The organism is Xylanibacter muris, assembly GCF_013166605.1.
GTDB lineage: Bacteria > Bacteroidota > Bacteroidia > Bacteroidales > Bacteroidaceae > Prevotella > Prevotella muris.
The window spans coordinates 83,019-109,236 of sequence record NZ_JABKKF010000001.1 but is presented as its reverse complement, the minus strand read 5'-3'; the positions used below and the strand labels follow the sequence as shown (position 1 = coordinate 109,236).

The 26,218-nt window shown below is 44.5% G+C and carries 20 protein-coding genes; 4 read left to right on the top strand and 16 right to left on the bottom strand.

Annotation, left to right across the window (positions count from 1 at the left end; translation table 11 throughout):
• Positions 1-17: 17 nt before the first annotated feature.
• Positions 18-458: a pantetheine-phosphate adenylyltransferase gene (gene coaD, locus HPS56_RS00355; protein ID WP_172273074.1), complete on the top strand. Its 441-nt coding sequence runs from the start codon at positions 18-20 to the stop codon at positions 456-458.
• A gap of 52 nt (positions 459-510) precedes the next feature.
• Positions 511-924 carry an rRNA maturation RNase YbeY gene (gene ybeY / locus HPS56_RS00350; protein WP_172272108.1) on the top strand — a complete coding sequence of 138 codons (414 nt, stop codon included), beginning with the start codon at positions 511-513 and terminating at the stop codon, positions 922-924.
• A 2-nt stretch (positions 925-926) separates the two neighbouring features.
• Here the strand turns inward: ybeY and rnhB are convergent, their stop codons facing one another.
• The 8 genes from rnhB to rimP all read right to left on the bottom strand — a co-directional run bounded on the left by rnhB (position 927) and on the right by rimP (position 11,345).
• On the bottom strand, positions 927-1,529 hold the full coding sequence (rnhB, locus tag HPS56_RS00345; protein ID WP_172272087.1) for a ribonuclease HII: 603 nt from the start codon (positions 1,527-1,529) through the stop codon (positions 927-929).
• Between the two features lie 25 nt (positions 1,530-1,554).
• A complete protein-coding gene (locus HPS56_RS00340; protein WP_172272084.1) occupies positions 1,555-2,769 on the bottom strand; it encodes an aminotransferase class V-fold PLP-dependent enzyme in 1,215 nt (404 codons plus the stop codon).
• Positions 2,770-2,798: 29 nt separating this feature from the next.
• The gene (gene sufD / locus HPS56_RS00335; protein ID WP_172272081.1) at positions 2,799-4,142 is read right to left on the bottom strand and encodes a Fe-S cluster assembly protein SufD; all 1,344 of its coding nucleotides are present in this window, start codon (positions 4,140-4,142) and stop codon (positions 2,799-2,801) included.
• A 2-nt stretch (positions 4,143-4,144) separates the two neighbouring features.
• Positions 4,145-4,897 (bottom strand): Fe-S cluster assembly ATPase SufC, encoded by a 753-nt coding sequence (gene sufC / locus HPS56_RS00330; RefSeq protein WP_172272078.1) that lies wholly within the window; start codon positions 4,895-4,897, stop codon positions 4,145-4,147.
• A 94-nt stretch (positions 4,898-4,991) separates the two neighbouring features.
• Positions 4,992-6,452, bottom strand: coding sequence for a Fe-S cluster assembly protein SufB (gene sufB / locus HPS56_RS00325; RefSeq protein ID WP_172272075.1), 1,461 nt, complete (start codon positions 6,450-6,452; stop codon positions 4,992-4,994).
• Between the two features lie 195 nt (positions 6,453-6,647).
• Positions 6,648-9,575, bottom strand: a complete 2,928-nt coding sequence (gene infB, locus HPS56_RS00320) for a translation initiation factor IF-2 (RefSeq protein WP_172272072.1) — start codon at positions 9,573-9,575, stop codon at positions 6,648-6,650.
• A 32-nt stretch (positions 9,576-9,607) separates the two neighbouring features.
• A complete protein-coding gene (nusA, locus tag HPS56_RS00315; RefSeq protein ID WP_172272069.1) occupies positions 9,608-10,873 on the bottom strand; it encodes a transcription termination factor NusA in 1,266 nt (421 codons plus the stop codon).
• Positions 10,874-10,877: 4 nt separating this feature from the next.
• Positions 10,878-11,345: a ribosome assembly cofactor RimP gene (rimP, locus tag HPS56_RS00310; protein WP_172272066.1), complete on the bottom strand. Its 468-nt coding sequence runs from the start codon at positions 11,343-11,345 to the stop codon at positions 10,878-10,880.
• Between the two features lie 189 nt (positions 11,346-11,534).
• On the opposite strand from rimP, the gene HPS56_RS00305 reads away from it, so the two are divergent.
• Both HPS56_RS00305 and mutS read left to right on the top strand, forming a co-directional pair.
• Positions 11,535-12,686 (top strand): TlpA disulfide reductase family protein, encoded by a 1,152-nt coding sequence (locus tag HPS56_RS00305; RefSeq protein WP_253952343.1) that lies wholly within the window; start codon positions 11,535-11,537, stop codon positions 12,684-12,686.
• 27 nt (positions 12,687-12,713) lie between these two features.
• A complete protein-coding gene (mutS, locus tag HPS56_RS00300) occupies positions 12,714-15,380 on the top strand; it encodes a DNA mismatch repair protein MutS (protein ID WP_172272060.1) in 2,667 nt (888 codons plus the stop codon).
• An 83-nt stretch (positions 15,381-15,463) separates the two neighbouring features.
• Here the strand turns inward: mutS and HPS56_RS00295 are convergent, their stop codons facing one another.
• The 8 genes from HPS56_RS00295 to HPS56_RS00265 all read right to left on the bottom strand — a co-directional run bounded on the left by HPS56_RS00295 (position 15,464) and on the right by HPS56_RS00265 (position 25,644).
• Complete coding sequence (locus HPS56_RS00295) at positions 15,464-17,452, bottom strand: pectate lyase family protein (RefSeq protein WP_172272057.1); 1,989 nt, start codon at positions 17,450-17,452, stop codon at positions 15,464-15,466.
• Positions 17,449-18,273, bottom strand: coding sequence for a prolipoprotein diacylglyceryl transferase (lgt, locus tag HPS56_RS00290; protein WP_172272054.1), 825 nt, complete (start codon positions 18,271-18,273; stop codon positions 17,449-17,451). Before lgt ends, HPS56_RS00295 begins: the two co-directional genes overlap by 4 nt.
• A 27-nt stretch (positions 18,274-18,300) precedes the next feature.
• Positions 18,301-19,404 (bottom strand): redox-regulated ATPase YchF, encoded by a 1,104-nt coding sequence (ychF, locus tag HPS56_RS00285; protein ID WP_172272051.1) that lies wholly within the window; start codon positions 19,402-19,404, stop codon positions 18,301-18,303.
• A gap of 133 nt (positions 19,405-19,537) precedes the next feature.
• Positions 19,538-19,669: a hypothetical protein gene (locus tag HPS56_RS13450; RefSeq protein WP_256372596.1), complete on the bottom strand. Its 132-nt coding sequence runs from the start codon at positions 19,667-19,669 to the stop codon at positions 19,538-19,540.
• 5 nt (positions 19,670-19,674) lie between these two features.
• Positions 19,675-20,436, bottom strand: coding sequence for a hypothetical protein (locus HPS56_RS00280; RefSeq protein WP_172272048.1), 762 nt, complete (start codon positions 20,434-20,436; stop codon positions 19,675-19,677).
• Between the two features lie 114 nt (positions 20,437-20,550).
• Positions 20,551-22,068 (bottom strand): hypothetical protein, encoded by a 1,518-nt coding sequence (locus tag HPS56_RS00275; RefSeq protein WP_172272045.1) that lies wholly within the window; start codon positions 22,066-22,068, stop codon positions 20,551-20,553.
• On the bottom strand, positions 22,065-24,383 hold the full coding sequence (locus HPS56_RS00270; RefSeq protein WP_172272043.1) for a C25 family cysteine peptidase: 2,319 nt from the start codon (positions 24,381-24,383) through the stop codon (positions 22,065-22,067). Before HPS56_RS00270 ends, HPS56_RS00275 begins: the two co-directional genes overlap by 4 nt.
• 10 nt (positions 24,384-24,393) lie before the next feature.
• Positions 24,394-25,644 (bottom strand): T9SS type A sorting domain-containing protein, encoded by a 1,251-nt coding sequence (locus tag HPS56_RS00265; RefSeq protein WP_172272041.1) that lies wholly within the window; start codon positions 25,642-25,644, stop codon positions 24,394-24,396.
• Positions 25,645-26,218 lie beyond the last annotated feature (574 nt).

Genomic DNA, 26,218 nt, shown 5'->3' with positions numbered 1-26,218 from the left:
AGATATAAATGGAAAAAATGAGGACAGGGGTGTTTGTAGGAAGTTTCGATCCGTTCACTATCGGGCATGATGCGATAGTGAGACGCGCCTTGCCGTTGTTCGACAGAATAGTGATAGGCGTGGGGGTGAATGAGCGTAAGCAGTATATGCAAAGCCTTCAGGACAGGATTGCCGCCATAAAGAATGTGTATGTGGCTGAATCAAGAATAGAGGTAAGACAATACAGCGACCTTACCGTAGATTTTGCACATCGTGAAGGTGCGCAGTTCATAATCAAAGGTGTGAGAAGCATAAAAGATTTTGAATATGAGCGTGAACAGGCTGATATTAACAGGCGTATAGGGGGTATAGAAACCTTGTTGCTTTATTCGGAACCTGAGTTTGAAAGTGTTTCTTCGAGCATGGTGAGAGAGCTCATTCATTTTGGCAAGGATGTTGATATGTTTTTGCCTCATTGACATGGGTGGGGTTTATGCAGGATGTATTTAAGATAAATAAAGATATATATCAATGATAACATATAATTCAGATGGCGTGAAGATGCCTGCCATAAGGAAGCGTGATACAACAGCGTGGATAAAGTCTGTGACAGAGTCGTATGGGCGCAAGGTGGGTGAGATTGGCTACATGTTTGTAAATGACGAGAAAATACTTGAGATAAACAAAGAATATCTCGGCCATGACTACTACACTGACATTATAACTTTCGACTATGATGACGGAAGCCGTATAAACGGTGACATTGTGATAAGTCTTGACACGGTGCGCTCAAATGCCTTGTTGTTTGGCAAGGACTATGATGACGAGCTTCATCGTGTTATCATTCATGGTATTCTGCATCTTTGCGGTATTGACGACAAGGGTCCCGGAGAGCGTGAAATTATGGAAGCGGCAGAGAACAAGGCATTGCAGATGAGAAAGTGAAATCAGAAATCCAGCCACAATTGTCCGTCACCTAAAAGATTGAATGTTTTACGGTGATACGGTGTTATTCCAAATTCCCTTATTGCAGTCCTGTGTTTCTTTGTAGGGTATCCTTTGTTGCTTGTCCAGTCGTATTGGGGATATTCCTGCGCAATCTTGTCCATGTAATCGTCACGGTAAGTTTTTGCGAGTATGCTTGCCGCTGCTATGGAAAGGTATTTACCGTCGCCTTTCACTATTGTGGTGTGTGGAAGGTTACGGTATTGCTTGAATCTGTTTCCGTCTATTATTATTGCTTCCGGGCGTATCTTAAGGCTGTCGAGTGCGCGGTGCATTGCGAGTATGCTCGCGTTGAGAATGTTTATGCCGTCAATTTCCTCAGGTGATACTGTTCCTACGGCCCATGCCACAGCGTCTTTTTCGATTTCCTCCCTTAAGGCATATCTCCGTTTGGATGTTAGCTGTTTGGAATCGTTAAGCATACTGTTGTGATAGTCTTCCGGCAGTATGACGGCTGCGGCATACACAGCTCCGGCAAGGCATCCTCTGCCGGCTTCATCGCATCCGGCTTCTATAAGGCCTGTGTAATAGTTTTGTGCAAGCATAAAGTATTATAATGGGGTGATGGGGTCAAAACATGGTGCAGACGCGCTTTATTCCGGCCACAAGTGCGTCAATTTCCTCTTTTGTGTTGTATAATGCGAATGAGGCTCTCACGGTGCCTTGTATTCCAAGTCGGTGCATAAGTGGTTCGGCACAGTGATGGCCAGTGCGAACAGCGATTCCAAGTCGGTCAAGAAGAGTGCCCATGTCAAGATGATGGATATTGCCTACAAGGAATGACACTACAGCGTCTTTATGTTCTGATTCTCCGAACAGACGCATATCTTCGATGGTTTTCATCTGTTGCATGCAGTATTCTGTCAGCATGCGCTCATGGGCGGATATATTGTCGATACCTATCTGCTCAATGTACTCTATTGCCTTTGATAGTCCGTGTGTGGCAATATAATCCGGTGTGCCGGCCTCAAACTTAAACGGCAGTTTCCCGAATGTTGTCTTTTCGAATGTCACGTTCTCGATCATTTCTCCCCCACCCTGATACGGAGGCATTTTGTCGAGCAGTTCCTCCTTTCCGTAGAGCACGCCTATTCCCGTTGGTCCGTACATCTTATGTCCGCTGAAAACAAAGAAATCGCATCCGAGGTCCTGCACGTCAATTTTGAAATGAGGCGCGCTTTGTGCCCCGTCTACGAGTACCGGCACATTATGTGCATGTGCCATTGCGGTAATCTGTTTTATAGGGTTTACAGTCCCGAGAACATTGCTTACATGAGCCACGCTAACAAGTTTTGTATGTCCGGTGAAAAGTTTTTCTGCCTCTTCAAGTATCAGATTGCCTTTTTCGTCCATTGGAATGACTTTCACAACTATGCCTTTTTTTGTTGCCTGCATCTGCCATGGCACAATGTTTGAGTGGTGTTCCATTACGGATACAATCACTTCATCGCCTTTTTGCATGAATGCGTCACAGAACGATGAGGCTACAAGGTTTATGCTTTCTGTTGTGCCGCGTGTGAATACTATCTCGTTTGCAGACGGTGCGTTTATGAACCTTCTTACAGTCTCGCGTGCAGCCTCGTGAAGGTCGGTTGCCTGTTGTGAGAGATAGTGTACTCCGCGGTGTACATTGGCATTCACATTAAGATATTCATCGCGCATGGCATCAAGAACGCACAGGGGTTTCTGTGTCGTGGCAGCATTGTCGAGATACACCAGTGGCTTGCCGTATACACTTCTTGACAGTATAGGAAAGTCTTTTCTTATCTTGGAAATGTCATACATATAGTGTGCTGTGTTCCTTGTTTGTACTTTTATTTGCAGAGCTTGCATCCTTCGCACTTGCTTAGTTCTCCGCGGAACCGTTTTTCCACAAGGTGGTGTAGACGGTCGCGCAGAGGTTCGAGCTGCATGCGGTCTATGACCTCATTGATGAATGCTGATTCAAGAAGGAGTTTCGCCTCTTTGTCCGAGATGCCTCTTTGGCGCATGTAAAACAATGCGGCATCGTTCAGTTGTCCGACGGTAGAGCCATGGGCACACTTCACGTCATCTGCATATATTTCAAGCATAGGCTGGGTATACATGCGTGCTTCTTTCGTTACGCATATATTCTGGTTTGTTTCGTATGATGTGGTTTTTTGCGCATCTTTACGTACAAGTATGCGGCCGGCAAAAGCACCTGTTGACTTGTCATCGAGAACGTATTTGTATAATTCGTGGCTGTTGCAGTGACCGACTTTGTGATCGATGAGTGTATTGTTGTCCACATGTTGGTTCTTGTCGGCAATGACACATCCGCACAGACTGCACTCCCCTCCCTCACCGTTGAAAACGAGATCGGTACGGTTTCTTGTGACACCGTTGTGAAGGGTTATTACATTGTGGTTTACGCGGCTGTCGGACTCTTGGCTTATAAACAGGTTACTGACCCTTACATTCTTGGCGTGTGTCTCTTCCAGGCAGTAAAGTTCTAATCCGGCATTGTTTCCGACGTATGCTTCGATAACCTGGGTTGTAAGGAAGTTGCGGTCATCGGCTGCATGGTCGCAGAACAGCAGTTTTATTTCCGCACCGTCTTCAACAATTATGAGTACACGCCTGTTTGCCATCAAGTCTACGTCAGAGCGCAGAATGTTTATTACCTGTACGGCACGGTCTACAATCACATTTTTTGGTACATATACCAACAGGCCGTCTTGTGCAAGCATTGTATTCAAGGCTGTGATGGCATCTTCTTCGGTCCTGGCCAGCTTGCCGTAGTATTTTGCAATGAGTTCAGGATTTTTTTCTGCCTCTGTTTTCAGTGATCCGATAATAACGCCTTCGGGCAGATGTGTCTTTGGAGTAGCTTTTGTATAGAACGCGTCATTTACCACAAAATATAGTGATGTGCTGAGGTTGGGAACATCGCAACGGAACGCTTCGTATGGATTTACGGGGATATCCAGACGCTTGAGGTTCAAGCCGTAGTTTGGCTCAAAGAGTTTGTCTATATCGGTGTATTTATATCTTTCTGTCTTTTTCGACGGGAATCCCATTCGCCGGAAATCATCAAAGGCACGGTCTCTGAGGGTATTCATTACCTCTGAGCTGTGTTTTTTTATCATTCCTCTGCATTCCTCATACAGTTCGATGTATTGTTTTTCGCTGTGCATATTTATTCTCCGAGTTCGGCTTTTATCCAATCATACCCACGTTTCTCAATCTCTTTTGCCAATTCCGGCCCGGCGGTCTTTACTATTCGTCCCTTGTATAGCACATGGATAACGTCCGGCTTTATTATTTCCAGCAAGCGTTCATAGTGTGTTATCACGATACAGCTTGTTTCCGGAGTCTTAAGCTTGTTCACGCCTTCGGCTACAGTTCTCAGCGCATCAACATCGAGACCGGAGTCTGTTTCGTCAAGTATGGCAAGTTTCGGCTCGAGCATTGCCATTTGGAAAATCTCGTTGCGTTTTTTTTCTCCTCCGCTGAATCCTTCGTTTACGGAGCGGTTTGACAGTTTGCTGTCGAGTTCCACGATCTTTCGTTTCTCGCGCATAAGTTTTAAGAAGTCCGCGGCGTTCAGGGGTTCCTTGCCTTCATATTTACGTTTTTCATTTATTGCTGCCCGCATGAAGTTTGTCATGGATACACCGGGAATTTCCACCGGATATTGGAAAGACAGGAACAGTCCCTCGTGTGCACGGTCTTCGGGATTCATTTCAAGAAGGTTCTTTCCGTGGAATAAGGCCTCTCCCGCCGTTACCTCATAAAGAGGGTTTCCTACGAGTACTGCGCTGAGAGTGGATTTACCTGAGCCGTTAGGTCCCATTATGGCATGAGTCTCACCCTCGTTTATTGTGAGGTTGATGCCTTTCAATATTTCTTTATCACCTATTTTTGCGTGTAAGTCTTTTATTTCCAACATAGTCTTTATTATTTATATTTTCAGTGGTTGTCCGTTTCATGTCGTATTATCAATATACTTGTTTGTCGGACATGTTCTGTTCTTTTTGCGATGTTTATCCTACGGTACCTTCAAGTGATACGGATAGAAGTTTTTGGGCTTCTACGGCAAACTCCATTGGAAGTTTGTTGAGCACTTCTTTTGCATATCCGTTTACTATAAGTCCTATGGCCTGTTCGGTGGGTATTCCGCGCTGGTTACAATAAAACAGCTGGTCTTCGCTTATTTTGCTTGTTGTTGCTTCGTGTTCTATGATGGCAGTATCGTTGTGTATGTCCATATATGGAAACGTGTGTGCACCGCATTCACTGCCAAGCAGCAGACTGTCGCATGACGAGTAGTTTCTGGCATTGTCAGCGTTGGATGTTGCTCTGACAAGTCCTCTGTATGAGTTTTGGCTGTGTCCTGCCGATATTCCTTTTGAAATGATTGTACTTTTTGTGTTTTTGCCTATATGTATCATTTTTGTGCCTGTGTCTGCCTCCTGGTAGTTGTTTGTCACTGCCACACTGTAGAATTCAGCCTGTGAATTGTCGCCCCGTAATATGCATGACGGATATTTCCAGGTGATGGCACTTCCGGTTTCGACCTGTGTCCATGAAAGTTTGCTGTTTATTCCTCTAAGTTCTCCGCGTTTTGTTACAAGGTTGAGCACTCCGCCCTTTCCGTTTTCATCACCGGGATACCAGTTCTGTACTGTTGAATACTTTACTTCTGCATTATCATTTACAATAATCTCGACTATTGCTGCGTGAAGCTGGTTTTCGTCACGCATAGGAGCCGTACATCCTTCAAGATATGATACATAAGAATCTTCGTCTGCTACGATGAGCGTGCGTTCAAACTGTCCGGTATTTCTTGCGTTTATACGGAAATATGAACTTAGTTCCATTGGGCAGCGTATGCCTTTGGGAATATATACGAATGAACCGTCGCTGAATACAGCACTGTTTAGTGCTGCATAAAAGTTGTCGCGATAGGGTACAACTGTTCCGAGGTATTGTCTTACAAGGTCTGGGTAATCTCTTATGGCTTCCCCGATGGAGCAGAATATGATACCTTTTTCGGCAAGTTTCTCCTTGAATGTTGTCTTTACCGATACAGAGTCCATTATTGCATCAACGGCCACACCGCTCAGTGCAAGGCGTTCTTCAAGGGGGATACCAAGCTTGTCGAATGTTTTCATGAGTTCGGGATCAATTTCTTTTTTTTCGTTCCGATTGTTTTTCTGTGCCATTGGGTCGGCATAGTATGATATGTCCTGATAGTCTATTTCGGGAAGATGTACGTGTGCCCATGTCGGTTGCTCTTGTGTTTGCCAGTATCTGAATGCTTTCAATCTGAACTCAAGCATCCATTCTGGCTCACCCTTTTTTGATGATATGAGTCTTATCACATCTTCATTGAGGCCTTTGTCTATAATTTCGGTATGTACATCTGTTGTGAAACCGAATTCATATTTTTGTTCCGCAACTTTTTTAACAAACTCGTTTTTATTGTTCTCCTTATTCTCCATTGTATTTTTGTTTACCGTTTCAGACTCATCGTCTTGGGTACGGCAGGTTATATAGATTGCAAAGTTACTAAAAAAAGAAATGGCATACAAGCATTTTTCTTTATTTAAGAGAGTGGTGTCGCAGAGAGAAAGTAAAAGCCCCATAACCATTGTTAAATAACGGCTATGAGGCTTTTATCTTGTATATGAGGTTTTTTATAACTTCTGCTGGACTTCAATTTCGGTGAATGTCTCTATGATGTCACCTTGCAGTATATCGTTGAAATTAACAAGGCTTATACCGCATTCGAAGTTGGTGGCAACCTCTTTGACGTCATCTTTGTAACGTTTCAGTGCATTTATCTCACCGGTGTGGATTACAATACCGTCGCGTACGAGGCGGGCTTTGTCTGAACGGTGAACCTTGCCTTCCGTTACGTATGCTCCTGCAACGGTACCTACTTTTGATATTCTGTAAACCTCGCGTACCTCAACCTGTCCGGTAACAATCTCTTTCTTCACCTTGTCGAGCATACCTTCCATTGTTGACCGTATATCCTCAATAGCATCGTAGATGATGGAATAGGTGTTGATTTCCACTCCCTCTTTATCCGCCAGTTTGCGTGCGGCTGATGAAGGACGTACCTGGAAGCCTACTATCACCGCATCTGATGCTCCGGCAAGTTGTACGTCGTTTTCTGATATTTGTCCTACGGCCTTGTGTATCACGTTTACCTGAATCTTTTCCGTTGACATCTTTATGAAGGAGTCGCTTAATGCTTCTACGGAGCCGTCCGTATCTCCCTTTACTATAAGGTTCAACTCCTTGAATGAGCCGAGTGCAATACGGTGGCTGATGTCTGAGAGGGTTATTCGGGTTTGTGTTCTCAAACCTTGTTCACGTTGCAGTTGTTCACGTTTGTTGGCGATTTCCTTTGCTTCTTGCTCTGTTTCCATCACATGGAATTGGTCACCGGCTGTAGGAGCACCGTTGAGGCCAAGAATGATTGCGGGCTCTGCAGGGCCTGCCTTTTCCATACGTTGGTTACGTTCGTTGAACATTGCCTTGATACGTCCATGGCTTGTGCCGGCCAACACTACATCACCGACTTTAATCGTACCGTTGGATACAAGTACGGTAGATACGTATCCGCGGCCTTTATCTAATGATGATTCTATTACGGAACCGGTAGCGCGTCGGTTAGGATTTGCTTTAAGGTCAAGCATTTCTGCCTCAAGGAGTACTTTGTCGAGCAGTTCGTCAACCCCTATTCCTTTCTTTGCCGATATCTCCTGACACTGGTACTTACCGCCCCACTCTTCTACAAGAAGATTCATGTTTGCAAGGTCTTCGCGTATCTTATCAGGATTTGCTCCCGGCTTGTCTATTTTATTGATTGCAAAGACCATTGGGACGTTGGCTGCCTGTGCATGGGCGATGGCCTCCTTGGTTGTCGGCATTACGCTGTCGTCTGCCGCAATGATGATGATAGCGATGTCCGTCACCTGTGCACCGCGTGCTCGCATGGCAGTGAAGGCTTCATGACCCGGTGTGTCAAGGAATGTAATCTTGCGTCCGTCGCTCAATGTCACATTGTAGGCACCTATATGCTGTGTGATGCCTCCGGCCTCTCCTGCTATCACGTTGGTGTTTCGTATATGGTCAAGTAAGGATGTCTTTCCATGGTCAACATGTCCCATTACGGTAACAATCGGTGCACGTGGCAGCAGATCGTTCTCATCGTCCTCCTCAACACTTATAGCCTCGCTTACTTCCGCACTTACATATTCGGTCTTGAATCCGAACTCGTCTGCAACGATATTGATTGTTTCCGCATCAAGACGCTGGTTGATGGAAACCATTATACCGAGGCTCATGCAGGTACCGATGACTTTGTTTACAGGAGCGTTCATCATGGTTGCCAGTTCGCTTACTGTAACAAACTCTGTGATTTTGAGTATCTTGCTTTCTGCCTGTTCCTCGCGCAGTTCCTCGTTCAGGCGTTCTTGAACAGCCTCACGCTTTTCACGACGATACTTCGCTCCTTTCTTGTTTATACTCTTGTTTGTAAGCCGTGCCAATGTTTCCTTTACTTGACGGGCAACATCCTCTTCATTAACCTCTATAGGTTTGGGCTGGTTGCGGTTTTTGCGGTTGTGCTTTCCCCCACCCTGCTTGTTGTCATTTCCGGGACGGTTATTGGAGTTGTTGTTATTGTTTCCTGCGTTACTGCCACGATTCTTGCTCTTCTTGTTGTTACTTTGCTGTTGAGCGGCGGCTTCAATGTCTACGCGTTCTTTATTTATACGTACTCTTTTTTTGCGTTCGCCTTGCTGTTGTGCCTGTTTATCCTCACGCTCTTTTCTGCGTTCTTCCTTAGTTTTCTTCTTCGGACGCGTGCTTTGGTTTATGGCATCGAGGTCGATTTTTCCCAATACGTTTACTTTTGGAGCCAGTTTCGTTTCACTTTTTAAGGTGAATATCTTTGTCTCAGCCTGAGACTCCTTTGCTTCCTGTTTCATCGGTTGTTCCGTTGCAACAGTGTCTGTTTCTTTTTTCTCGTTTGGTGTTTGTTTCGGCTGTTCTGTATTAAGGGTTTTTATCTCCTGTTCCGGTTTCTGTTGCTTCTTGTTGTCTTCGGCTTTAGCATTGGCTGTTTGTCCCTTTTCGCTTTTCTGTGCAGATGTGTTTCTGCTTTCATATTTGCTTGCAGCCTCTTCTTTATTTTCAGCTTTATTCTCTTTTGCAAGGCTTTCGGCAGCAGCCTTTGCTTGTTTGTTCTCAGTAGCAACAGACGGTGTGGATGATGCCTGTTCCGGCTTTTTGCCAAGACTGTTGAGGTCGATTTTTCCTACAGGCTTGAATTGCTGGCGTTGTCCCAGCAAATCTTCGGCTTTTGTAGATTTTTTTTCGGCCTTTTTGTCTTTGGCTTTTTTGGCAAAGATTTTCTCCGCCTCGTTCTTTATGTCCTTATCACCTTTAAATTCCTTCACCAAAGCATGATATTGCTCGTCGGAAATCTTGGTACTAAGGTTGGCGTCGTCTCTTATCTCGCCCAATTCCTTTTTTGTCTTTAGGAAATCAACTGCCGTTTGAAGTCCTATGTTTAATTCTGGTAATACTTTATTTAATCTGATGCTCATACGATTGATTTCTTCCTTTCTTTAAAATGTTTTTATCCTTCAAACTCTGCTTTCAGCACTTTCAGAAGGTTGTCCACAGTCTCTTCTTCGAGGTCTGCCTTTTCGATAAGCATCTCACGCGGAGCGTTAATAACTGCTTTTGCTGTGTCGAGACCGATAGCTTTAATGGAGTCAATGACCCATTGATCTATCTCATCAGAGAACTCATCGAGATATATGTCCTCCTCGTCCGCTTCTTCTGCATTGACTTCTCGGAATACGTCAATGGTGTATTCTGTAAGCATTGATGCGAGCTTAATGTTCATTCCGCCTCGTCCGATGGCCAATGACACTTCTTCCGGTTTTAGATATACCTCAGCCTTGTGATTCTCTTCGTCTACAGTGATGCTTGACACTTGTGCCGGGCTTAATGCTCGTTGGATAAACAACTGTACGTTGCTTGAATAGTTGATGACATCTATGTTTTCGTTGCATAGTTCGTGCACGATACCGTGTACGCGGCTTCCTTTCACACCGACACATGCCCCTACCGGATCTATACGCTCATCGTAGCTTTCGACAGCGACTTTGGCTCTTTCTCCCGGCATACGTGCGATGCGGCGTATAGTGATAAGTCCGTCGTTTATTTCGGGAACCTCGGCCTCGAGCAGACGTTCGAGGAACAGAGGGCTTGTACGGCTAAGGATAATACGCGGATTGTTATTCTCGTTGTCTACACGTGCGATTATAGCCCTTACTGTTTCTCCCTTACGGTAAACATCGGACGGAATCTGTTCGCTTTTCGGAAGGTGCAGTTCATTACCTTCATCGTCTATGACAAGGACTTCTCGTTTCCACATTTGGTAAACCTCACCGCTTACAATAGTTCCGACCTTTTCCTTATATTTGTTATACAAAGAGTCATGTTCCAATTCCAGAATCTTTGAGGCCAATGTCTGGCGTAAGTTAAGGATTGCGCGGCGACCGAATTTGCTGAAGTTGACCTCCTCGCTCACCTCTTCTCCTATTTCATAGTCAGATTCAATCTTCTGTGCATCGGTGAGAGATATTTCTTTGTTCTCGTCCTGTACATCACCGTCAGCCACTACAATACGGTTGCGGTGTATTTCGAAGTCGCCTTTGTCCGGATTTACAATGACATCAAAATTTTCATCGCTGCCGAATATTTTGGCTATAACGTTACGGAAACTCTCTTCCAACACGCTTACCAATGTGGTGCGGTCAATATTTTTGGTCTCTTTGAATTCCTGAAAGGTCTCTATCATGCTTGGACCTATCTCTTCTTTCTTTGCTGCCATAGCTTTACTTGAAACTTAGTAAGTATTTTGTATATTTAATATTATTCATGTTAAATGTCTTGTCTACTTCCACTATCTGTGGTCTTTTCTTGCCTTCGATATGCTGTTTTTCCTTTGTGGTGACAGTAAATTCAGGCTCGTTTACTTCTTTGAGTATGCCGTGAGTCTTTTTGCCTTCCGCATCCATCACTTCAACATCTTTTCCGATATAGTTGATGTATTGCTGTACGACTTTGAACGGTTGTCCTATTCCTGCGGAGCCGACTTCCATTTCATAGTTGTCCACTTCCTCACCGAGGCGTTCTTGTATAAAACGGCTAAGTTCCGCGCAGTCTTCAATCCATACACCGTCAGCATGATCTATTTCTACGATAATGCGGTCGCCTGGAGCGAAAATCACATCCACAAGGAAATAGTCATTTTCCTTCAGCCACTCTTCTACTAATTCTTTAACAACGTTTTTATCTATCATACGCGTTATTGGGGTTATTAAAATAAAATGAGGGACTTTCGCGAAGTCCCTCATTCCACTGAACGGTGCAAAGATAGTAAAAAATACAATAACGGCAAAGCTTTTATCTGTAAAAAACATCTTTCACATTAAAATATATTGAAAAGACAAAAAAAAGCAGTATTTTTGCATCCTAAAATTTGAAAAATGATGAGACATCTTTTATCAAAGGCAGCCATGGTTTTGGCTGTGTTTTCATTCTTTTCCTGCGGAGAAGAGAAGTTTCGTGTGGAAGGAAATATCACCGGTGCAAAGGATTCTGTGCTGTATTTTGAGAATATGGGTCTTCAAGGGCCTGTTACGGTTGATTCTGTAAAGCTTGATGCGGACGGCTCTTTTGCTTTTGAGGACAAAAGACCGGAAGCTCCTGATTTTTATCGGTTGAGAATAGCCGGTCAGATAATCAATGTGTCTGTAGACTCTACTGAAACAATAAAGGTAAAGGCGGAATATAATACGATGCCTACCGGATATGAGATTGAAGGTTCGTCAGAATGTTTGCGTATAAAGGAATTGACGCAGATGCAAATAGCTCTTCAGAACCGTGCGTTAGGATTAGAGTATAACACAGGTCTCAGCCGTGGGCAAAGAATAGACAGTCTTGAGAAAATGCTGTATGAATATAAGAATATTGTTAAGTCGGAATATATTTTCAAAGACCCGAAGGCAGCGTCATCTTATTTTGCCCTGTTCCAGACTCTTGGAAACTATCTGATATTTAATCCTCAGGCCGATGTGAACGACACACGTGTGTTTGCCGCAGTGGCAACCTGCTGGGATACATATTATCCCGACGCTCTCCGTACTGGCAACCTGCATAATATTGCGGTAGAGGCATTGAAGAACGAGAGAATCATTTCTTCGCAAAACTCCAATACCATAGATCCTGCGAAGGTTACCACCACAGGACTTATAGACATACAGCTTCCTGACAATAAAGGAAACATTCGATCGCTTACAGAGCTTAAGGGAAAGGTTGTCTTGCTTGATTTCCATCTGTTTGCCATGAAGGAGTCACCCAAGCGTATACTCATGCTGCGTGAGCTTTATAATAAATATCATGACCGTGGATTGGAGTTTTATCAGGTGTCTTTAGATCCTGACGAGCACTTCTGGAAACAGCAGACATCCGCATTGCCATGGATAAGCGTACGTGATGCAGACGGAGCGCAGTCGTCAAGGTTAAGAGTGTATAATATCAGTAATATACCGGAGTTTTTCATAATCGACCGTGGCAATAATCTTGTAAAGCGTTCTTTACAGATAAAAGACCTTGATGCTGAGATACAGGCATTGCTTTAAATATGGAATATTTATAATCAGAGGTACATGGCTAAGAAAGAAAAAGACGGTCTTACCCCGATGATGAAACAGTTCTTTGAGCTTAAGGCAAAGCACCCTGATGCTGTACTGCTGTTTCGTTGCGGAGACTTTTACGAAACATATTGCGAGGATTCCGTTACAGCGTCGAAAGTTCTTGGTATTACCCTTACCAGACGTAACAACGGAGCCAATGTAAAAGGCTCGGAGATGGCGGGATTTCCACATCATGCCCTTGATACGTATCTTCCGAAACTTGTAAGGGCTGGTTATCGCGTTGCCATTTGCGACCAGCTTGAAGACCCGAAGCTGACAAGGAAGCTTGTTAAGCGCGGTATCACCGAACTTGTCACTCCCGGTGTCGCCATGAATGACAACGTGCTTAATTATAAGGAGAATAACTTTCTTGCCGCTGTAGATTTCGGGAAAAGTTCATGCGGAGTTGCTTTCCTTGATATCTCCACAGGTGAATTTCTTACCGGTGAGGGCACAGCGGACTATGTTGAGAAGCTTCTTGGAAATATCCAGCCCAAGGAAGTGCTTTATGTAAAAGGAAGGAAAGCCGATTTTGAGCGTTGTTTTGGAAACAGGTATTATACATTTGAGCTTGATGACTGGGTGTTTACCGACCAGAGTGCAAGGCAAAAGCTTTTGAAACATTTTGGTGTGAAGAGTCTCAAGGGATTTGGTGTAGATCATTTGAAGAGTGGGGTGGTGGCTGCCGGTGCCATACTGCAGTATCTTGAAATGACGCAGCATACCCAGATAGGACATATTACATCTCTTGCGCGTATAGAGGAGGATAAGTATGTGCGCATGGATAAATTTACTATCCGTAGCCTTGAGCTTATCCAGCCCATGCAGGAGGACGGGACGTCTCTTTTGGATGTGATAGACCGTACAGTATCCCCTATGGGAGGCCGTATGTTGCGCCGCTGGCTTGTTTTCCCGTTGAAGGATGAGAAACCCATACAGGAGCGTCTCGATGTCGTGGAGTATTTTTTCAGGAAGCCGGATTTCCGTGAGCTTATCGACAGGGAACTGCACCGTATAGGTGATTTGGAGCGTATCGTATCCAAGGTTGCCGTAGGCAGGGTGTCTCCGCGTGAGGTCGTCCAGTTGAAGACGGCCCTTCAGGCCATCCAGCCCATAAAGACGGCATGTCTTTATGCCGACAATGAGGCATTGAAGAGAGTGGGAGAGAGGCTGAACCTTTGCGAATCGTTGCGTGAGAGGATAGAGCGTGAGGTGGAAAGCGATCCGCCGCAGCTGATAAACCGCGGTGGCGTTATCCGCAGCGGTGTCAGTGACGAGCTTGACGAATTGCGCAGTATTGCCTATAGCGGCAAGGACTATCTTATGAAGATACAGGAACGTGAGACGGAGGAGACCGGCATTGCAAGTCTGAAGATAGGATATAACAATGTGTTCGGATATTATCTTGAAGTGCGTAATACATACAAGGATAAGGTTCCTGACACGTGGGTAAGGAAGCAGACTCTTGCCAATGCGGAAAGATATATCACTCAGGAACTGAAAGAATATGAGGAGAAGATTCTTGGGGCGGAAGACAGGATTCTTTCGCTTGAGACAAGGCTTTTCAACGAGCTTGTTCTGTCAATGCAGGAGTTTATCCCTCAGATACAGATAAATGCCGGTGTCATAGCCCAAACAGACTGTCTTCTGTCGTTTGCTAAAACTGCGGAGGAGCATAAATATATACGCCCGGAGATAGATTCGTCGGATATTCTTGACATACGTCAGGGCCGGCATCCGGTGATCGAGACACAGTTGCCTTTGGGTGAGACTTTTGTGCCTAACGATATAGAGCTTGATTCTGAGAAACAGCAGATAATAATAATCACCGGTCCTAACATGGCCGGAAAGTCAGCTCTGCTCCGTCAGACGGCGTTGATTGTCCTGATGGCCCAGATTGGCTGTTTTGTGCCGGCCGAACGCGCCCGTATAGGTATGGTCGACAAGATATTCACCCGTGTTGGTGCGAGCGACAATATTTCCCTTGGCGAATCGACGTTTATGGTGGAGATGACCGAGGCGTCGAATATACTTAACAATGTATCTTCAAAGTCTCTTGTGCTGTTCGATGAATTAGGACGTGGCACGAGTACATACGACGGAATATCCATCGCGTGGGCTATAGTGGAGTATCTCCACGAGCATCCCAAGGCTAAGGCGCGCACGCTTTTCGCTACACATTATCATGAGCTTAACGAGATGGAGCGTAATTTTGCGCGTATAAAGAACTATAACGTTAGCGTAAAGGAACATGAGGGCAAGGTGATATTCCTGCGAAAGTTGAGGCCGGGAGGAAGCGAGCATTCTTTTGGTATACATGTGGCTGAAATAGCGGGAATGCCGCGCAGTATAGTAAAGCGTGCCGAGGTCATTCTGAAGCAGCTCGAGGCGGATAATGCCGCTGTCGGCGGTTTGGGTGGTATGGATGCCGACGGAAAGCTGCAGGGTGGGGCGGCACGTTCCATTTCTTCCATTGCCCAGAGCCGCGAAGGCATGCAGCTGAGCTTTTTCCAGCTTGACGACCCTGTGTTGTGCCAGATACGCGATGAGATTCTCGGGCTTGATGTAAACAACCTTACTCCGGTGGAGGCTCTTAACAAACTTAATGATATAAAGAAAATCGTTGGGGGAAAGTCTTAGTCAAAGAGTTTTTATAGTCAATGAAATGAGGCGGTTCCGACAACAAACCGCCTCATTTCATTATAGTCCGAAAAGTCTTTTTCTTAATGCCTTGTTTTCTTTGCTGCCGGTTTTATATCCATATAGTCTGTCCTGCACCGCATGTTCCTCATGGTGTTGAACTCGAGTCTTATTTCATCGCCACGGCTCAGGTTCACGGTGTGTGTGGTGCGTGTCTGCATGGTATTCCGGTTTACGTTGGCAGTCCATGTGTCTTTACAGTTGTCGTTCACATAGATAGAGAAGCTTCCCTCACCTGATTTCTCATCGAAATATGCTGTGGTGATGTCGTATGTTCCGTTCTTCCCGGCCCATACGAAACTCATGTATCCCGGTCCCTGATCGCCTGTGCAGCAAGAGTCGTTTGATGCTGCGATCCATCCCGGAGCGGCATTGCGTTCAGGAAAGCACAGTCCTCCGCGTACTGCATGTTCAGCCTCGTTGCGTCCTGTGCGGGCATGGCTTATGTCAGATTTGAAGCTCCATACGTCACCCTTTTCCACAGAGCCGTCTTTCCTGTTGGTGTCAACACGCCAGTAATACGTCTCTCCTTGTTTCAGTCCCGTCGGGCAGTATGATTCCGTGTTAACCGTTTTTATCATGGCTCCGCTCATATTCTTGTTTCCGCATATATATACGGTGTAGCTGCGTGCATCGAATCCCTTGCGCCACCGCAGGGTCAGCGGCATGCAACGTGTGGCGGATGCCTCTTTGTCTATCTCGCGCAATGCGGTATGCCGGTCACCGTCCGATGGGGTAGGGAAGTGGGCTTTGGCGCTTGCCGTGTTGAATCGGAACACCCCGGAAATCTTTCCGTCGTGCTTTCCTCCGTTGATTGTCACCTGCCAGTAATAGGTTGTCGAGGGTTTCATCTTGAATGATGCCGGATCGGCATTCTGCATATTGTCTGGAGATGTTCCTATCCTGTATGTATAGTTAGTAGCTCCTTCTATATCGCTGCAGAATATCCTCGTGCCGTCCGTTATGCCTATGGCACCGTCGCCCGGAAAAGGAATGATGTCGCTTTCTATACCTTCAATGCATCCTGTTGCTGCAATGAGTGCTGGTATGTCAGACGCGTTGTCCATTGCGAAGTCGTAATGATAATACTGTGACACGTCAAATCCGTTGCTGTTGCCCTCTGTATTGTTTTTTGTGTTTTCGAAAATGTTTCCCGTACTTCTTATAAATCCCCAGTACGTATCGTTCTTCCCAAAATCGGTGGAATACATTTGGTTGAATGCCGATTTTACGTCCTTGAAGTAGCAGTTTTCCACATTCACGCGTGCCCTTGCGAACATACCTATCGCATAGAGAGTGTTTCTTTCGTTGTAGTCGTTGAATATATGGCCCAGGCCGTAGCCTATCCGCGGGTTACGTTGCGTACAGTTTATGAAGGCATTGTGGTGATATGTCACCCGTTGCCGTCCGTAGTCGGCAAGGTTTCTTGTTCCCGAGCTGCAGATTGAAGTCTTGTCGTGGTCGTGAAACCTGCACCACGATACGGTCAGATAGCTTGAGCCGTATGTAAAGTCAAGCAGTCCGTCGTTCTCGTCCCGTTCTTCCTTTTGGCTTGAAAGGTCGCAGTGGTCCACCCAGATGTGGTGTGAGTTTCTGAACGAGATTGCATCGGGGTCGGCTTTCGTTATCTTCAGGTTGCGGATGATGATGTTCCTTTGGTTCTTTATGTCAAGTCCGAGGCTGTCGAGATGTGCTCCGTTGCCGCCTCCTATTATTGTCTTGTTGCTTTTTATTGAGATGACGTCATGCTTTTGTTTAGGACTGGCATTGTAGTCGTAATGTCCTTTAAGGTCTGCATCGAGAATTATTATGTAAGGCTCGTCGGCTCCGGCATAGCGTGATAAATCCTCGCGCTTGGTCACATGTACGGTCTTTCCTCCGGCTCCTCCTGTAGTGCCTTGCAGTCCCATGTCGCTGTAGTTGGCGAAACCCACAAGTCCGTGCTGTGCACCGGCCGTACCGCATATTGCGGCGGTCAGTGTCAGCGATAACAGTCTTTTGATAAGAGTCATTGTGTCTTCTTCATGCTTTTAGCCATGCATGCTACGCCTATTATAATAAACGGAATGCTGAGCAACTGGCCCATATTGAGAATCATGTCGGCCTCGAACGCCTCTTGGATATCCTTGGTATATTCGATGAAGAATCTGAATGTGAAGATGTATGCGAGGCACAGTCCGAAGAAGAATCCCGTGCCCGCCTTTTCCGGATGCCGTCGGTACAATGCCATGCCGATGAAGAATAGTGCGGCGTAGGCAATGGCCTCGTAGAGCTGTCCCGGATGTCGTGGCATAGAGTCTACGCGTTCGAAGATGAAGGCCCACGGCACGTCCGTCACCTTACCTATTATCTCTGAGTTCATCAGGTTTCCCAGCCTTATGAAACATGCCGTCACCGGTGTTGCGATGGCAATGTTGTCGAGCACGGTCCATAACTTTACACCTGTGCGCTTTACGTATGCCCACAGGGCAATCATCAGTCCGAGTGTGCCGCCGTGGCTGGCCAGACCCTCATATCCGGTGAATTTCCATCCGCCGTCCGGCAGGAAGTGTATCGGCAGAATCATTTCAATGAAATGTGTTCCCGAAGACAGATAATAGTCGGGTTGGTAGAACAGGCAGTGCCCGAGGCGCGCTCCCACAAGTATACCGATGAAACAATATACAAATAACGGCTCGAACAGTTCTTCCTTTATTTTTTGCTGCTTATACAGGTTGCGCACTATGAGATAGGCGAGGAGCAGTCCGACGAGCCAGCACAGCGAGTACCAGCGCATTCCGAAGAATGCCGTAAGGTCGGGATTCCACACGATGAAGTCTGTCAGGTGTGTCATAGGTCTTGTGTGTTTGTTGTACGGATATTAAACGTTGAACCTGAAGTGCATGATGTCACCGTCCTGCACCACATATTCCTTACCTTCTATACCCATCTTCCCGGCTTCACGTACTGCTGCTTCGGAGCCGTATTGTATATAGTCGTTATATTTTATCACTTCGGCCCTGATAAAGCCTTTCTCAAAGTCGGTGTGTATCACTCCGGCGCATTGCGGGGCTTTCCATCCCTTGTGGTAGGTCCATGCCTTCACCTCCATTTCTCCTGCCGTGATGAATGTCTCGAGGTTCAGTAATGAGTATGCTTTCTTTATAAGCCTGTTCACACCGCTTTCTTCCAGTCCGAGCTCTTCAAGGAACATCTGCTTGTCCTCGTATGTTTCCAGCGATGCGATGTCCTCTTCGGTTTTTGCCGCTATAATCAGCATTTCGGCATTCTCGGCCTTTGCTATTTCCTCTATCTTGCGTGAGTATTCGTTTCCTTCCTTTGCGCTGCTTTCGTCCACGTTGCATACGTACAGCACCGGTTTGGCCGTGAGCAGAAACAGGTCGTGTGCGAATTTCTGCTCATCCTTGCTGTCAAATTCCACCGTGCGGGCATTTTTCCCCTGTATAAGCACCTCGCGGTATGCTTCGAGCACGCTTACCGCCACCTTTGCGTCCTTGTTTCCCGCGGCAGCCGTTTTCTGCTGTTTTGCCAGCTGGCTGTCTATCGTCTCCAGGTCTTTGAGCTGCAGCTCCGTGTCTATTATTTCCTTGTCTTCCACAGGGTTTACCGATGCTCCGCCCTCACGCACTATGTTGTCGTCGTCGAAGCAGCGCAATACGTGTATGATTGCGTCTGTCTCGCGTATGTTTCCGAGAAACTTGTTTCCGAGACCTTCGCCCTTTGATGCGCCTTTCACTAATCCGGCTATGTCTACAATCTCGCATGTTGCCGGCACAATGCGTCCCGGGTGCACAATCTCTGCGAGCCTTGTAAGCCTTTCATCAGGCACGGTTATCACTCCCACGTTTGGTTCTATTGTGCAGAAAGGAAAGTTTGCAGCTTGTGCCTTTGCGCTTGAAAGACAGTTGAAAAGCGTGGACTTACCCACGTTGGGAAGTCCTACTATACCACATTTTAATGACATTTCTAATACGTATTATTTTTATTCTTTTGCAAAGTTACTATTTATATCAGTATAAAGAAGTATTTGGTATGTTAAAATATCATTAGTGGCAGGTGTTATGTTTGCCGCTGTTGAATAACGCTTTCCGTGTATTCTATTTCACTGCTATTTTCTTGCCGTTGCGTATATAGATGCCTTTTTTCTTGATTTGTGAAACTATTCTTCCGCTAATGTCAAAGATAATGTCTTTGGAATCATTCTGCCCCATGCTGTCGCTTTCTGTCATGTCTTTTATTCCGGATACGATGTCCTTAAAAAAAGATCTTCCTTGTATGTGGTGTATGAGAGATGTTCTTGGGTGGGGTCCCCGGAGTATTGTGGAGCTTTATATATCACGCTGTTGCCTTCGATGTAGAGGTTGAGGCATGCTCCCATGTGTCTGTAGGTGGGAATGTCAATGGCGTTGATATAGTTGATGAGTTGGCCGAGACTGTTTATACACCCGATGCCTTCAATGAGTATGGTGTAGTCCGGTGTGTTTTCATCAATCCAATATCCTTGAAACAACATGAGTTTTTTACGTGACTCACCGTTGAATAATGTTGTGTTTTCAATGTTTGCAACTTCTATTGCATCTTCTCCCCATGTTTCTGTCACGCCTACGAAGTCTCCTTTTTTCTGTGTGAAGTCATACAGAATCACTTCATTGTCTTCTGTTGTTTGATAAGGCATGTATATGTCCGTTCCCTGTCCCACATTCTTATATTCGTCCTGACAGACATACACCTTTCCGTTTTCTGTACGCAGGCCAAGCACATACTCCCTGTCGGAATACTGTCCGTTGCCTAAATATCTTGTTGAATACAGTTTGTTGTATGTCTTCCCGTTCATCTCGCATGTTCCGTCTATTTCATATTTGGTGAATCCTGCGTATGTGTTTTCTGCATTGTCAACCAGAAGATAGTAAGACCATTGGGAACCCTGTTTGAATCCTTGTGCATGCATATATATGGCATTGGCAAATATAGTAAATATAAAAAATAGGTGTTTCATTGTATATTGGTTTTAAGTTATTTGGTATATAGTTGTTATTGTTTCCAATTTGTTAAAATATCGGTGGCGTAGGTGTTTCGGTGCATGTAAGAGGCATGCACCGAAACATTACCCTTATTTCCCTGTTGTTTTTTTCCCGTTAATGATATATATTCCGTGTGTGGGTTTTTGAGTAAGTCTCTGTCCACTGATGTTGTATATTCTTTCCTTCTGTCTGTTTTTTTCTCCTGTAATGTCAGGAGAATCCATTCCTGTTGTGATGTCGGATATCACATCTTTTTCGCTTTTGGCATATACCTGAGTTTTGTATTTTATGAAATCACCGAATGTTGTAAATGCAGTTTCTCCGACAACTTCCTTGCTGTTCTCTTTCACTGTTTGCGATACGATGCATCCTATTCCTTCTACAATCCTTGTTCCGTTGCTTAGTATGAGCATCCTGCGCGTGTTGTAGTCTGCCGTTGTAGTGTCCCTCACGTTCACTACTGTCACATCTTCGTTGCCGGCCACCGAGCGCAATTTGTCACCTGTCTTCATGTTGAAGTCATACACAGTCAGTTCTGTGCTCTCGTTGTCCGTATACGGTATGTATTCTGTAAACACGGCCGGATAGGTCGTTCCCGAGCCGGCCACACTCATATATTCCTCTCTGTCGGCATACACCCGGCCGTTCTCCTCTCTCATGGCTGGCAACCGCTTTGTCTCCCCGTTTCCCGTCATGCACAGACTGCGGTATATTTTCCCGTTTTTCGACGTCATGTTGTTGTCTGCAAATATGGTATATTCTGTCTTTCCGGTTATCTGCTTCCTGTCGGTAAGCGTAGCCGTGTAGAAGTTCCAGCGTGTCTTTCCGTCGAGCATCGACTTGAATGTGGCTTTTACAGTCTCTTTTGTAGGGGTTGAGTATACTGTTTCTTTTCCGTTCATGGTTATTACCGAATATCTCATTGCCACAAACTGGTTGTCGTTCTGTGTCTCGGGGTTGAGCCATCCGAAGAACATTCCCGGTGAGTTTATGCAGCCCATGCCTTCAATCACCTTTGCCCCGTTGCTGAATGTGAGCAGTTTTTTATTGTCGCCTTCTGCCATATCTACCGTTTTTATGTCTATAAGGCTGATGTCGTCGTGCCCCTCTACGCTGCGGAATTTGTCGCCCGTTTTCATGTTGAAGTCATACAATACCAATTCTCCCTCGTCGGTCACTTCGTATGGAATATAATTGATGTCTCCAAGGGGCGTGAATCCCGTCTTGTCGTTCTTTAGCAGAGACATATAGCCGTTGTAGTCGGCGAGCAGCCGGCCGTTCTCCATCCTTATTCCAAACCTGTACATGGCCTCTTCCGCTGTCATGCGTAGCGGTGCGTTGATTGGTGCATCATAAACCGTAGGGACTGCGTAAAGCTTGTGATATTTCTTTCCGTTGACGTCTATAGTCTTGCCGTCTTCTGTGAAGAAGCTTACATCCTCCATAATATAATGCATTTCGTAGTTGGATGCGACGAACCAGTCCAAATAATCTGTACACATATAGGTTATTTCCAAACGGAAATCGTTTGTGTTCGTATCGTCGGCCTTGATGCCTGTAAACGACATGGCCGATAGTAATGCTAATAAGAGTCCTGATGTTTTCATTTTGTTATAATATTTAGTTCTGTCCCTTTGTTTATTGTTGTTCCACCGTTTAATTCCACGTATTTGCCGGATAGTGTTATTTTTCCACTGTTGAAATTTACTTCTCCATTCTGTTTGGTGTCTGTTATATTGGAACCTACCTTTATTATATTCGCATTATAAGTTTTCGGGCCGTCAATATTCTCATTTTGGATATATAAAATGTCTGTAGGGTCATAAATATATGGAATCTTGTTATGTGCAGAAACACAAACTATAACGTTATCTGTGTTTCCCGTGTAACTGGCAGAGCATCCTTGATAGGTTGTTACATTGTTTGTTAGTTTGTTGTAGAATGCGATATTTGCAATGTCTCCATTGGTATTTACTGTTATTGAATTTGCATTTTTGAAAAGTTCTATGTTCGTAAATTTTTTTGGTAATAGGGTGTAAATTTGCATACTTGGATCTCCAAAGCAGTGGTAAACTTCTCTTGTATATTTTATTGCGTCACCGAGACTCATTCCCCAAGTTTCTTCTCCTCGTTTTAATCCTTGTTCTAATATTTGTCCAAGTTGAAAAGTTGGTTCTGGTGTAGGCGTAGGTGGTGTTGGTAACGGATATCTAAATTCAGGAATAAGTCCAGGGGTCGGCCAAATTGCATCGAGCATTCCGCAAATCAAACCATCGTTGTTCCCAGAAAGGCTATTTTCTGTTGCAGCGAAAACGGCAACCCCTCCTCCTCCATTTCTTTTGAGGAAATTTTCTGCCAAACAACTTGTAGTGTCGTCAAATTTACCGGTAAGACATGTAATGCTGAAAATAACTGGTAGTTTGTTGTCATTCTTTAGTTGATTCACTTCTTGATTTCTAAAAGATGGCATCCCCCATCTGTCAATATTTCCATGTCCACGATATACAACGTATAATGCTCCGTAATCAAAATTTTCATATATTTCGTCAATGTTTCCTTCCCAATTGTAGTTATTCCTTTTCAAATAATAGGGCAATGGTTCTCCAAATGAGAATTTCCCATTGTTCCAATATTGTGGATTTGTAGATGAATATGCTTCATAAACAAAGCTTCCATCTATTAAATGATAGTTGTCTATCATATACCATCTTATATCCTCCAATGTTTTGATAAATCTTGTATCTTCATATCCGTCATTGTTATTGTCTTGAAAAAAACCGCAATGTAGACCATTGGTATAAAAATCTTTATTTAAAACCGGATTTTTCTCATAATTAATTATTTTATTTACAACAATAGTTGCTTCTTCTGCAGTGGAAACAAGTAGTCTTCCGCGATATATATCAGGAAGAGCGTTCTTCTCTTCTCCCATTACACCATAATAATAGTCTGTACAATGTGGAGTCTTATATTCACTATGTTGTGCTGGTACGTCATTATGCCCTCCTACTATTAAAAGATAATATAGTGCGTCATTGTTATCATAAATATTTTTTACCTCTTCTTTTATTGTTTCTGGACTCCATGTATCTCTTATGGAAACATGGGTGCGGAATCCTAAAGTCCTTTTCCATTCTGCAAATTTATTTACAGCATCTGTATATTTGGGTACAGATATTATGAGATAATCTTTTGTTATATCCGTTGAATTGGAAGATATCTCTTTTAAAGGACTTGTAATGTCTTTATTTAAAACAGTGTTTTTAATAAAGTTATCGTCAAGACTTATACTCCTTTTAGTTTGTACTATATTTTTTGTCTTATCGGTAGTGAATGTGATTTTATATTTAATTGTTTTATATATTCTTGTCGTTTTAGTTTCATAATTATACTGTAATGGGTTTATACAAATATTAGCCAAAGGTTGTCCTCTGTATTTGTTTAGATAGTAAGACGAAATGATTGCTTTAGGGAAAAAGCCTGTGTAAGGATTTATTGGTTTCACATTATCTTTGTTAAACCCTTTATGTTTACTTTCAAATACGGTGGGGCGTGCAGGAGCAAGTTCAATAGGTAAGTCGATAAATGAGCTGTCTATTACTGAAACTGCAATATTAGAATTTGCAGGTATGGCGAAAGTATCCCATCTGAAAAGAATAGAAGGTGTTGCAATGGAATCGTTAAGTCCGAATCCATTTATTTTTAAGATAGATGCTTCTTGGTATATTGGATCTTCTATGGATATGGCTTTATCAAATATATATGTAATTACAACACCGTCAGAAACAGATTCTATTTTTCGTTGAGGAATTGTTTCTTCAATTTTATCTATTTTATTGCCATTGTTTAAAAGTATTGTATTTTGTGCCATAATAGGTATGGCGCAAAATGCATATATGTAGTATATTATAAAGTTTCTCATAGCTAAAATTTTACTGTGTTACAACCATTCTTTTAGTGTCAATAAGCTTTCCGTCTATGATGAGGCTGTAGATATACATTCCCGGTGCGAGACCTTCTGAAGTGACATAGATGGAATGTTCCCCGCGTTCGTTTACCTGGATGCCTTTTATCTGCTTCCCGCTAAGGTCGTAGATGTTCAGCATGGCAGTGTTTGCAGATGTCGGGATGTTTACCTTTATGTCCGTTGACGTGACAAACGGGTTAGGTTTGTTTTGCGAGAGGGAAGCCTCCGATATGGAAGAGTTGCTTATGCAAGCCGTTGCGGCCTGCTGTTTCGGCGTTGCCTGTCTTCCCGATGGATTCTCGAGCTGTTCTATCTTTGCGCTAAGCTCACCGATAGACTGTACGAGCAGCGGTATAAGCTCCATGTAGTTTATTGCTTTCGTTCCGTCCTCCTTTGTGTATACGAGGTCAGGGTATACAGCTTCCAGCTGTTCCGCCGACAGTGCGTAATGTGTCTTGGAGAGGTTCTGCGCCTCTATTGCTCCGATGCCCCTTACCGTTTGGGTTGTGTCACCGGCCATTGCCGGTGCCTTTGCCGGCAGTTGGTGCCTGTATGCCACGGCTGATATTCCCGTGAGCTTGTCGTGCACGGTCTCTGTCTCCATTGCGGTTTCGTTTCCTGCCCTTGCGTTCATCCTTGTTTCCCCTTCCTGCTCAACGGCCATACCTATAAGCACTCCGTCGATGCTTCCGTTTACTTTCAGGTTTCCGCTAATTCCGACTTCTCCGTTGAAGTATCCGGCGTATCTCTTTTTTAGCCCTATTCCGTTTTCTGTCTTGTCGGTCGTTCCGTATACGGCCGCCCCGCTTGTAGTCCCGTCCAGTCGTCCGAACACACCGTAGTTCCATCCCGATGTTGCGAATCCTGCTGAGCCGATGACTCCGAATGCGCGTCCGCATGTTCTTTCCAGGAATCCCTGTGAGCGTATCTCTCCCTTCACTCCGACGCTGAAGTTAGTATTGTCGCAGAAAGTAAGGAAGTCTCCTCCGAATCCCCAGTTGAGGCTGTTACCGTCGACAACGCAGTTTATACCGTTCATGTCCGTCCGCGACCTGATTGTATAGTTCTTTTCCCCTTCGCAGGCAATTGACAGTGCGGACTTTGCGGTGTCGCAGTCTGAGTTCAGCAGTACGTTTCCGTTTTGGAATACTTTCAGTTGTGCGTATGATACGGATACGGCACAACTCATGATAAGAGTAATGATTGTTTTCTTCATAATCTATTGGTTTTAAGTTATTTGGTATATAGTTGTTATTGGTTTCGTGTAGTGTTGGACTATTGCGTTCAAAGATAGTTAAAAAAAGCAATATTGCAAAGATATTTCATGGCTGTTTTTCGTGTTTTTATATTTTTAACTTAATTTCCTGTCTGTCCGCTTATTGCATTGATTGTCATCCCGTTGGGATACTTTTCTAAAGTCAAGTCCGAATTTGTGGCGATCGTTTTTACGCTTCTGTCCTCCACGAATGACCGATCACAGAACCGGTGCATCTTGTCAACCGTATAAGTACCAGACAACCTACCGTACAACTGCCCGAACAAGTTCGCACTTTATTGCTTGCCTTGTCAAGCCTATCCAGACAAGTCGAAGTTTCAGTGTGGCATACAAAGGAAGCAAAGATGCGGAATATTGTTATTATTCATAATAAAATTATTATAGCGCAGGTTTTCTTGCCTGAAGCCATATTGAATCTTACTATAGCTCACATTATTGATTCAGATAAAGTTGCCGGTGTGTTATTTGAAATGGTTTTACATATTTGGGTGCCTGTAAAATTCTCTTTCAATGA